The organism is Nonomuraea sp. NPDC004354, assembly GCF_053602555.1.
In genome coordinates this window covers 108,744-115,150 of record NZ_JBSGDV010000024.1, presented here as the reverse complement: position 1 = coordinate 115,150, position 6,407 = coordinate 108,744, and the positions used below count along the sequence as shown (strand labels likewise).

Below are 6,407 nucleotides of genomic sequence, written 5' to 3'. Positions count from 1 at the left end.
CGCTACGACAAACGCGCCTACATGTTCCTGGGAACCGTCACGGTCGCAGCCTTGGTCATCTGGCTCCGCACGTGATCCAGGAAACAGCTCCTAGTCGCCCTCGTAGCGTTGCTCGCGCCACGGGTCGCCGTAGTTGTGGTAGCCGGCCGTCTCCCAGAAGCCCGGCCAGTCCTCGTTCATGAGCCTGATGCCGCGCACCCACTTGGCCGACTTCCAGAAGTACAGGTGCGGGACGAGCAGCCGGGCGGGGCCGCCGTGCCGGGGCTCCAGGTCCTCGTCGTCGAAGCGGTGGACGATCCACGCCTTGCCGTCGAGCAGGTCCTCCAGCGGCAGGTTGGTGGTGTAGCCGCCGTAGGAGTAGATCAGCGCGTACTCCGCCACCGTCTCCACGTCCTCGAACAGCACGTCGAGGGAGACCCCCTGCCAGCCGGTGTCGAACTTCGACCACTTGGTGACGCAGTGGATGTCGACGGTGGGCCTCTCCTGGGGCAGCGCCATCAGCTCCTGCCATGTCCACCGGTGGGTCCGCTCGGCCTCGGTGTCGATCGCGAACTCCCACTGGTCGAGCGGGATCCGCGGTGTCGGACCGGCGGACAGCACCGGAAAGTCGTGCACCTGGTACTGGCCGGGCGGCAGCCGGCCGTGGTCGTCCCGGGGCCGGCCGCGGAAGCCGCGCGAAATGATACCCATAGCCCGATATCTACCCCTATGGGCGGTCAACGACATCGCATGAATGTGTGAGGTTCACGTGACGGCGTAGCCGGCGACCGAAGGCCAGCGGACCGTCATGACCACCGACTCCTCCTCCGCCACCCAGGAGTGGTCGACCCCGACACCCCACACGACGTAGTCGCCCTGCCGCTCGAGCACCACGCTGCGACCGGGGAACTCCATCCTGAACCTGCCGCTGATCAGCACCAGCAGGGCCGTGCGCCGCTCGCCGCGCACCCACTGCGCGCGCTCCTCGCCCTTGGGGTGGACGCCCCATTTGATCTCGACGTCCTCGCTGTGCCGTACCTCGCCCTCGGGTTTGAAGTGCCCCAGCAGCCAGCCGCGGTCACCGAGGGCGTCGGCGGCGGCGTTGCCGACATGGATGCGCTCCGTCACGAGCGGCGACGCTAACACGGCTGCGGGTAGGCTGCGCGCGTGATACGCAGAGCCACCATTCAGGACGTCCCCGCCATCATCGACATGATTCGCGAACTGGCCGACTACGAGAAGTCGCTCCACGAAGTGCGCGTCACCCCCGAGCAGCTCGAAAGCGCTCTCTTCGCGCCCGACCCGGCGCTGCACGCGCACGTGGCCGAACAGGACGGCCGGCTGGTCGGCTACGCGCTGTGGTTCCTGAACTTCTCCACCTGGCGCGGCACCCACGGCATCTACCTGGAGGACCTGTACGTCCGGCCCGAGGCCAGAGGCGGCGGCCACGGCAAGGCGCTGATGGCCGAGCTGTCCAGGATCTGCGTGGAGCGCGGCTACCACCGCCTGGAGTGGTCGGTCCTCGACTGGAACGAGCCGTCGATCGCCTTCTACAAGTCGATGGGGGCGATCCCCATGGACGAGTGGACCGTGTACCGGCTGACCGACGAGCCGCTGAGGAGGACCGCAGGCAGCTGAGTAAGCTGGCCGGACGTGCGAGACATCACTGTTTTCAGCGGCAGCGCCCACCCCGAGCTGGCCGCGGAGATCTGCGCCCACCTCGGCGCCCCCCTGCACCCCGTCCGCCTCCACCGCTTCGCCAACGACTGTCTCGAGGTGCAGCTCCAGGCCAACTGCCGCGAGCGAGACGTCTTCATCATCCAGCCCCTCGTGCCGCCCGTGCAGGAGCACCTCGTCGAGCTGCTCCTCATGCTCGACGCCGCCCGTGGCGCGTCGGCGGCCCGTACCACCGTCGTGATGCCGCACTACGCCTACGCCCGTTCCGACAAGAAGGACGCGCCCCGCATCTCCATCGGCGGCCGCCTGGTCGCCGACCTGATGGTCACGGCGGGCGCCGACAGGGTGCTCGCCATGACCCTGCACTCGCCGCAGGTGCACGGCTTCTTCAGCGTGCCCGTCGACCACCTCCACGCGCTGCGCGAGCTGGCCGCGCACTTCCAGCAGTACGACCTGACCAACACCGTCGTCGTCTCCCCCGACCTCGGCAACGCCAAGGAGGCCGCCGCCTTCGCCCGGCTGCTGGGCGTCGAGGTGGCCATGGGCGCCAAGCAGCGTTTCAGCGACGACAAAATGTCGATCAGCTCGGTGATCGGCGACGTGCGCGGCAAGGACGTCATCGTCCTCGACGACGAGATCGCCCGCGGCACCACCGTGGTCGAGCTGCTCGACCGGCTGCGCGAGCGCGAGGTCAACTCGGTCAGGATCGCCTGCACGCACGGCCTGTTCGCGGCGGGCGCCGTCGAGCGTCTCAGCGACCAGCCGGAGGTGCTGGAGATCGTGTGCACCAACACCGTGCCGGTCCCGGACGTGAAGCCGGAGGGCAAGCTCCGCGTGCTGTCGATCGCCCCCGCCCTCGCGGAGGCGATGCGCCGCATCCACGAGGGCGAATCCGTCTCCGCCCTGTTCGGGTGATCTTCCGGTACGGCAAGCCGGCTCAAGGCCACCGGGGTCACCGGTGGCCGCCCGTCCATCACGCGTACTCCAGCAGGACTTCGCCTCCCGCCGTCACGCCGTATCGCGCGCCCGTGGACTGTGCGCCCCTGCCGGCTCAGCCCAGTGTCCGGGCCAGCCTGGTGAGCCCCGCGACGATCCGCGCCGGAGTGAGGCCCCTGACCTCCCGCTGGTAGGCGTAGACGTCGGGGGCCAGCGGCGCGAGCAACGCGTCGACCAGCGCGTCCGCCTCCGGCAGGTCGCCCAGCAGTGACCGCACGTGGACGCGCCAGAACCCGTAGGCACCGGTCTCGAACCGGGAGCGTCCCACCTCCGCGCCCAGTACCAGGGGCGCGTGCTCCTCCAGCAGATCGACCATCGCGGCGTAGAACGCCGCCAGCCGTTCGGCGGCCGGAGCGCCGGGACCGAGCGGGGGGTCCCCGCGGATCAGCTTCTCCTGCAGGGCCCGCTCGTGTTCGTCGAGCAGCGCCGTCGCGATCGACGCCCGGTCCGGATAGCGCCGGTAGAGCGTGCCCCTTCCCACTCCTGCGGCCTTCGCGATGTCGTCCATCGTGACGTTCGCCGCGCCCTTGGTCCTGAACAGGCCGGCGGCTGCCTCCAGGATCCTCGCGCGGTTGCGGGCGGCGTCTGCTCGTTCCATGTGGACAGTCTGTCCGCTTATGCGGTACGGTCGCAACCGGACACGCTGTCCACTTATTGAGGAGCTCATCATGAACCTGTTGCACCTGGACGCGAGCGCCAGACGGGCCTCCTTCTCCCGCGAGCTGTCGAAGATCTACGCCGACACCTGGCGTACGGCCCACCCCGACGGCGGCTACGTCTACCGGGACCTGGCCGCCTCACCCGTCCCGCACATCGACGAGGCCTGGACCGAGCTGTGCGACTACGTGCTCGCCAACGAGATCACCGACATCGGGCGGTACCGCGAGGCCGTCCGGACGCCCGCGCAGCAGCGGGCATGGGACACCCTGGAACCGCTGCTGGACGAGGTCGTGGCGGCGGACGTGATCCTCATCGGCACGCCGATGTACAACTACTCGATCCCGTCGGCGTTGAAGGCGTGGCTGGACCAGATCACGTTCCCGAAGATGTCGCTCAAGGGACGGTCGTTCGTGGTGACCACCGCACGCGGCGGCGCGTACGGCCCCGGAACGCCCCGCGAGCCCGTCGACCACCAGGAGCGCTACCTGCGGCACTTCTTCGAGGGCCACTTCGCGGTCACCGACGTGCGGTTCATCAACGCCGAACTGGTCAACTCGCTGATCGACCCCCGGCTCGCGTCCCTGCGCGCCGCGCACGAGGAGTCGGTGGAAAAGGCACGGAAGGAGGCGGCCCGATGAACTGGGCCATCCTGGCACTGGCAGGGCTCGTCGAGGTCGCGTGGTCGCAGAGCATCAAGCCGACCCAGAACTTCACCCGTCCGGTGCCGACCGTGATCTCCCTGGTGCTGATGGCGGCGGCGGTGTGGCTGCTGTCGAAGGCGATGGACACGCTTCCGGTGGGCACGGCTTACGCGGTGTTCACCGGCATCGGCGCGGTGGGGGCGATCACGCTGGGGATCGTGCTGAACGACGACCCGGTGAGCGTGGGACGGCTGGCCGCCCTGGGCCTGATCGTCGGCGGCATCGTCCTCGCCCGCGTCACCAGCTGACCTCTTCCTGGTTCTCCCCGTGGCAGGTCCACGGCGCGAAGCCGCTCGACCCGCACCCTCGGACAGCCTGGAAGGTTCAGCACGTCCCGCGAAACCAGGGGCCGGCACAACCTCGCGAATCCGGCGGGCCCGGCGAAAACCCCCTCCGGGGATTTGTCGGGGCCCCTGAGTAGGATCGCGACGTGGCTGATATCAGGGAGCTGTATCTGACGGCTGCGGCCTCGGCGGTCGCGTTGCTGCGAGACCCGGTGGTCGCGGCGGCCTGGGGCAAGCCGAGCGCCCTCACCGAGTTCAGCGTGGCCGGCCTGGCAGGCCATCTCGCCCAGCAGATCTTCAGGGTCGAGGCGGCGCTCGGCGCTGACGTGGCCCATCCGGTCATCCCCCTCAAGGAGCACTACGCCCGCTCCGCGTGGGTCACGGCCGGCCTCGGGCACGAGTCCAACGTCAGCATCAGGCGCGGCGGCGAGGACGCGGCAGCCGAGGGGCCCGACGCGCTGGTCGCGCGTGCCCAGGCGAGCCTCGACCAGCTCTCGGCGGCCCTGCGTGACGAGTCAGGAGACCGGACACTCGGGCTGCCGTGGGCGCAGTGGTCCCTGACGCTCGACGACTTCCTGCTCACCAGACTCATGGAGATCGTCGTCCACTCCGACGACCTGGCGGCGAGCGTCGGCGTCCCGACCCCCGAGCTGCCCGAGGACGTCATCGATCCGGTGGTCGACCTGCTGGCGCGGCTGGCCGTACACCGGCACGGCCCGACGGCCGTGATCCGCGCGCTGAGCAGGGCCGAGCGGGCACCGGCCACGATAAGCGCCTTCTGACCACGAGCCGCCGCCGGTCAGGGCCCGCCGCTCATCAACCGCCGGCCCAGGATCACGAGGCATCGCCGGCCGAAGCGGAAGCCAGGAAGACCCCGGACTCTCGCTGGTCAGGAGCCGTTGTTGATCAGGCTCATCGCCTCGGCCACGTCACGGGCGCTGGGGGCCGTGTCCGGGTCGACCAGCCACTGCATCAGCAGTCCCGACAGCATCGCCTGGTAGAAGGAGCCGAGCACGCGCGCCCGTTCAGGCTCGACCGCCGGGTCGATCCGGCTGAAGACCTCGGCGAGCCCGAGCCGCGCGGCGTGCAGTCCGGCCGAGAGGTGTTGTCGCATGTCGGGCAGGTGGTCGATCTGTCCGACGATCTCGAACTGGGTGACCCACAGCGGCCTGAGCTCCTCGAAGGAGTCGATGACGCGCCGCCATGCCGTCTCGAAGCGTTGCATCGGGGTGGCGTCGGGGTCGGTCTCGCCGGTCAGGGCGGCCTCCAGCGAGTCGCCCCACTCCTTCATCGACTCGAACAGCGCCTCGTTGAGCAGCGCCTCCTTCGACCCGAAGTGGTAGCCGATCGCGGCCAGGCTCACCCCGGCCGCGTTGGCGATGTCGCGTGCGGTGGTGCGGGTGTAGCCCTTCTCGATCAGACAGCGCTTCGCCCCGGCCAGCAGGTCCTCGCGATTCTTTCCCATTCGGCGAATTTAGCACAATCGTCTTAGACGTTCATCCAAACCATGGATGATGGCCTCGAGTCCCAGCTCGAACGCCGCCATGGCCCGGCCGGGATGGGCGTCCTTCAGTGCCACGGACAGCAGGGGCACCGGCTGCTCCGACGGATCGATCATGACATTCGGAGCGGCCAGGTCAAGCGCCGAGCCGATCGCGAACGACTCGATCGCGGTGAACACCGCCACCACCTGGTCGCTCGGCCAGCCCGCGCGCTCGAGGACGGTGACCGCCTTCTCGTACATCTCCAGCGTCCGCGCCGACCTGATCGTGGTCGTGGACAGCAGCTTGGCGGTGTTGGGGTGGCGGGCGAAGGCGGCCAGATAGGACTTCGCCCAGACGGACAGCGCCTCCTGCCAGGGCTGGCCGTCCAGGGCGGAGACGTCCATCTCGGCCACGACGAGGTCGCGGATGCCCTCGACGATCTCCTCCCTGCCGGCCACGTGGTTGTAGAGCGAAGCCGCCTGCACGCCCAGCCGCCGGGCGAGCCGCGTGACGGTCAGCGCCTCGGAGCCCTCCTCGTCCACGAGCGCCAGCGCCTCGGCGACGATGCCGTCCCTGCTGAGGATCGGCCGCCTCGGTCTTCCCATTTCGCATCCCTTCGAGTACCG

10 protein-coding genes are annotated in these 6,407 nt (G+C 69.4%); 5 read left to right on the top strand and 5 right to left on the bottom strand.

The window, feature by feature from the left end; genetic code table 11:
* Nucleotides 1-90: 90 nt before the first annotated feature.
* Entirely contained in the window at nt 91-690 is a 600-nt protein-coding gene (locus ACWENQ_RS40685) for a sulfite oxidase-like oxidoreductase (protein ID WP_449914623.1), read from the bottom strand.
* A 54-nt stretch (nt 691-744) separates the two neighbouring features.
* Entirely contained in the window at nt 745-1,107 is a 363-nt protein-coding gene (locus tag ACWENQ_RS40680) for a signal peptidase I (protein ID WP_452419067.1), read from the bottom strand.
* Nucleotides 1,108-1,146: 39 nt separating this feature from the next.
* Between ACWENQ_RS40680 and ACWENQ_RS40675 the strand changes: the two genes are divergently transcribed.
* Both ACWENQ_RS40675 and ACWENQ_RS40670 read left to right on the top strand, forming a co-directional pair.
* Nucleotides 1,147-1,617: an N-acetyltransferase family protein gene (locus tag ACWENQ_RS40675; protein WP_449914628.1), complete on the top strand. Its 471-nt coding sequence runs from the start codon at nt 1,147-1,149 to the stop codon at nt 1,615-1,617.
* A gap of 15 nt (nt 1,618-1,632) precedes the next feature.
* Complete coding sequence (locus tag ACWENQ_RS40670) at nt 1,633-2,571, top strand: ribose-phosphate diphosphokinase (RefSeq protein WP_452419065.1); 939 nt, start codon at nt 1,633-1,635, stop codon at nt 2,569-2,571.
* A 136-nt stretch (nt 2,572-2,707) separates the two neighbouring features.
* On the opposite strand, the gene ACWENQ_RS40665 is transcribed toward ACWENQ_RS40670, so the two are convergent.
* Nucleotides 2,708-3,250: a TetR/AcrR family transcriptional regulator gene (locus ACWENQ_RS40665; RefSeq protein WP_449914630.1), complete on the bottom strand. Its 543-nt coding sequence runs from the start codon at nt 3,248-3,250 to the stop codon at nt 2,708-2,710.
* Between the two features lie 70 nt (nt 3,251-3,320).
* On the opposite strand from ACWENQ_RS40665, the gene ACWENQ_RS40660 reads away from it, so the two are divergent.
* The 3 genes from ACWENQ_RS40660 to ACWENQ_RS40650 all read left to right on the top strand — a co-directional run bounded on the left by ACWENQ_RS40660 (nt 3,321) and on the right by ACWENQ_RS40650 (nt 5,079).
* The gene (locus ACWENQ_RS40660; RefSeq protein ID WP_449914632.1) at nt 3,321-3,950 is read left to right on the top strand and encodes an FMN-dependent NADH-azoreductase; all 630 of its coding nucleotides are present in this window, start codon (nt 3,321-3,323) and stop codon (nt 3,948-3,950) included.
* On the top strand, nt 3,947-4,261 hold the full coding sequence (locus ACWENQ_RS40655; RefSeq protein WP_449914633.1) for a DMT family transporter: 315 nt from the start codon (nt 3,947-3,949) through the stop codon (nt 4,259-4,261). Before ACWENQ_RS40660 ends, ACWENQ_RS40655 begins: the two co-directional genes overlap by 4 nt.
* A gap of 182 nt (nt 4,262-4,443) precedes the next feature.
* Entirely contained in the window at nt 4,444-5,079 is a 636-nt protein-coding gene (locus ACWENQ_RS40650) for a maleylpyruvate isomerase N-terminal domain-containing protein (RefSeq protein ID WP_354919745.1), read from the top strand.
* Between the two features lie 107 nt (nt 5,080-5,186).
* On the opposite strand, the gene ACWENQ_RS40645 is transcribed toward ACWENQ_RS40650, so the two are convergent.
* Together ACWENQ_RS40645 and ACWENQ_RS40640 are read right to left on the bottom strand one after the other, a co-directional pair.
* Nucleotides 5,187-5,762, bottom strand: a complete 576-nt coding sequence (locus tag ACWENQ_RS40645; protein ID WP_449914636.1) for a TetR/AcrR family transcriptional regulator — start codon at nt 5,760-5,762, stop codon at nt 5,187-5,189.
* Between the two features lie 9 nt (nt 5,763-5,771).
* A complete protein-coding gene (locus ACWENQ_RS40640; protein WP_452419063.1) occupies nt 5,772-6,386 on the bottom strand; it encodes a TetR/AcrR family transcriptional regulator C-terminal domain-containing protein in 615 nt (204 codons plus the stop codon).
* Nucleotides 6,387-6,407 lie beyond the last annotated feature (21 nt).

What these genes read in the sequence shown, in the direction of transcription:
- ACWENQ_RS40645 (WP_449914636.1), bottom strand. Translation starts at nt 5,762, where the DNA reads ATGGGAAAGAATCGCGAGGACCTGCTGGCCGGGGCGAAGCGCTGTCTG.
- ACWENQ_RS40640 (WP_452419063.1), bottom strand. Translation starts at nt 6,386, where the DNA reads ATGGGAAGACCGAGGCGGCCGATCCTCAGCAGGGACGGCATCGTCGCC.
- ACWENQ_RS40665 (WP_449914630.1), bottom strand. Translation starts at nt 3,250, where the DNA reads ATGGAACGAGCAGACGCCGCCCGCAACCGCGCGAGGATCCTGGAGGCA.
- ACWENQ_RS40685 (WP_449914623.1), bottom strand. Translation starts at nt 690, where the DNA reads ATGGGTATCATTTCGCGCGGCTTCCGCGGCCGGCCCCGGGACGACCAC.
- ACWENQ_RS40660 (WP_449914632.1), top strand. Translation starts at nt 3,321, where the DNA reads ATGAACCTGTTGCACCTGGACGCGAGCGCCAGACGGGCCTCCTTCTCC.
- ACWENQ_RS40655 (WP_449914633.1), top strand. Translation starts at nt 3,947, where the DNA reads ATGAACTGGGCCATCCTGGCACTGGCAGGGCTCGTCGAGGTCGCGTGG.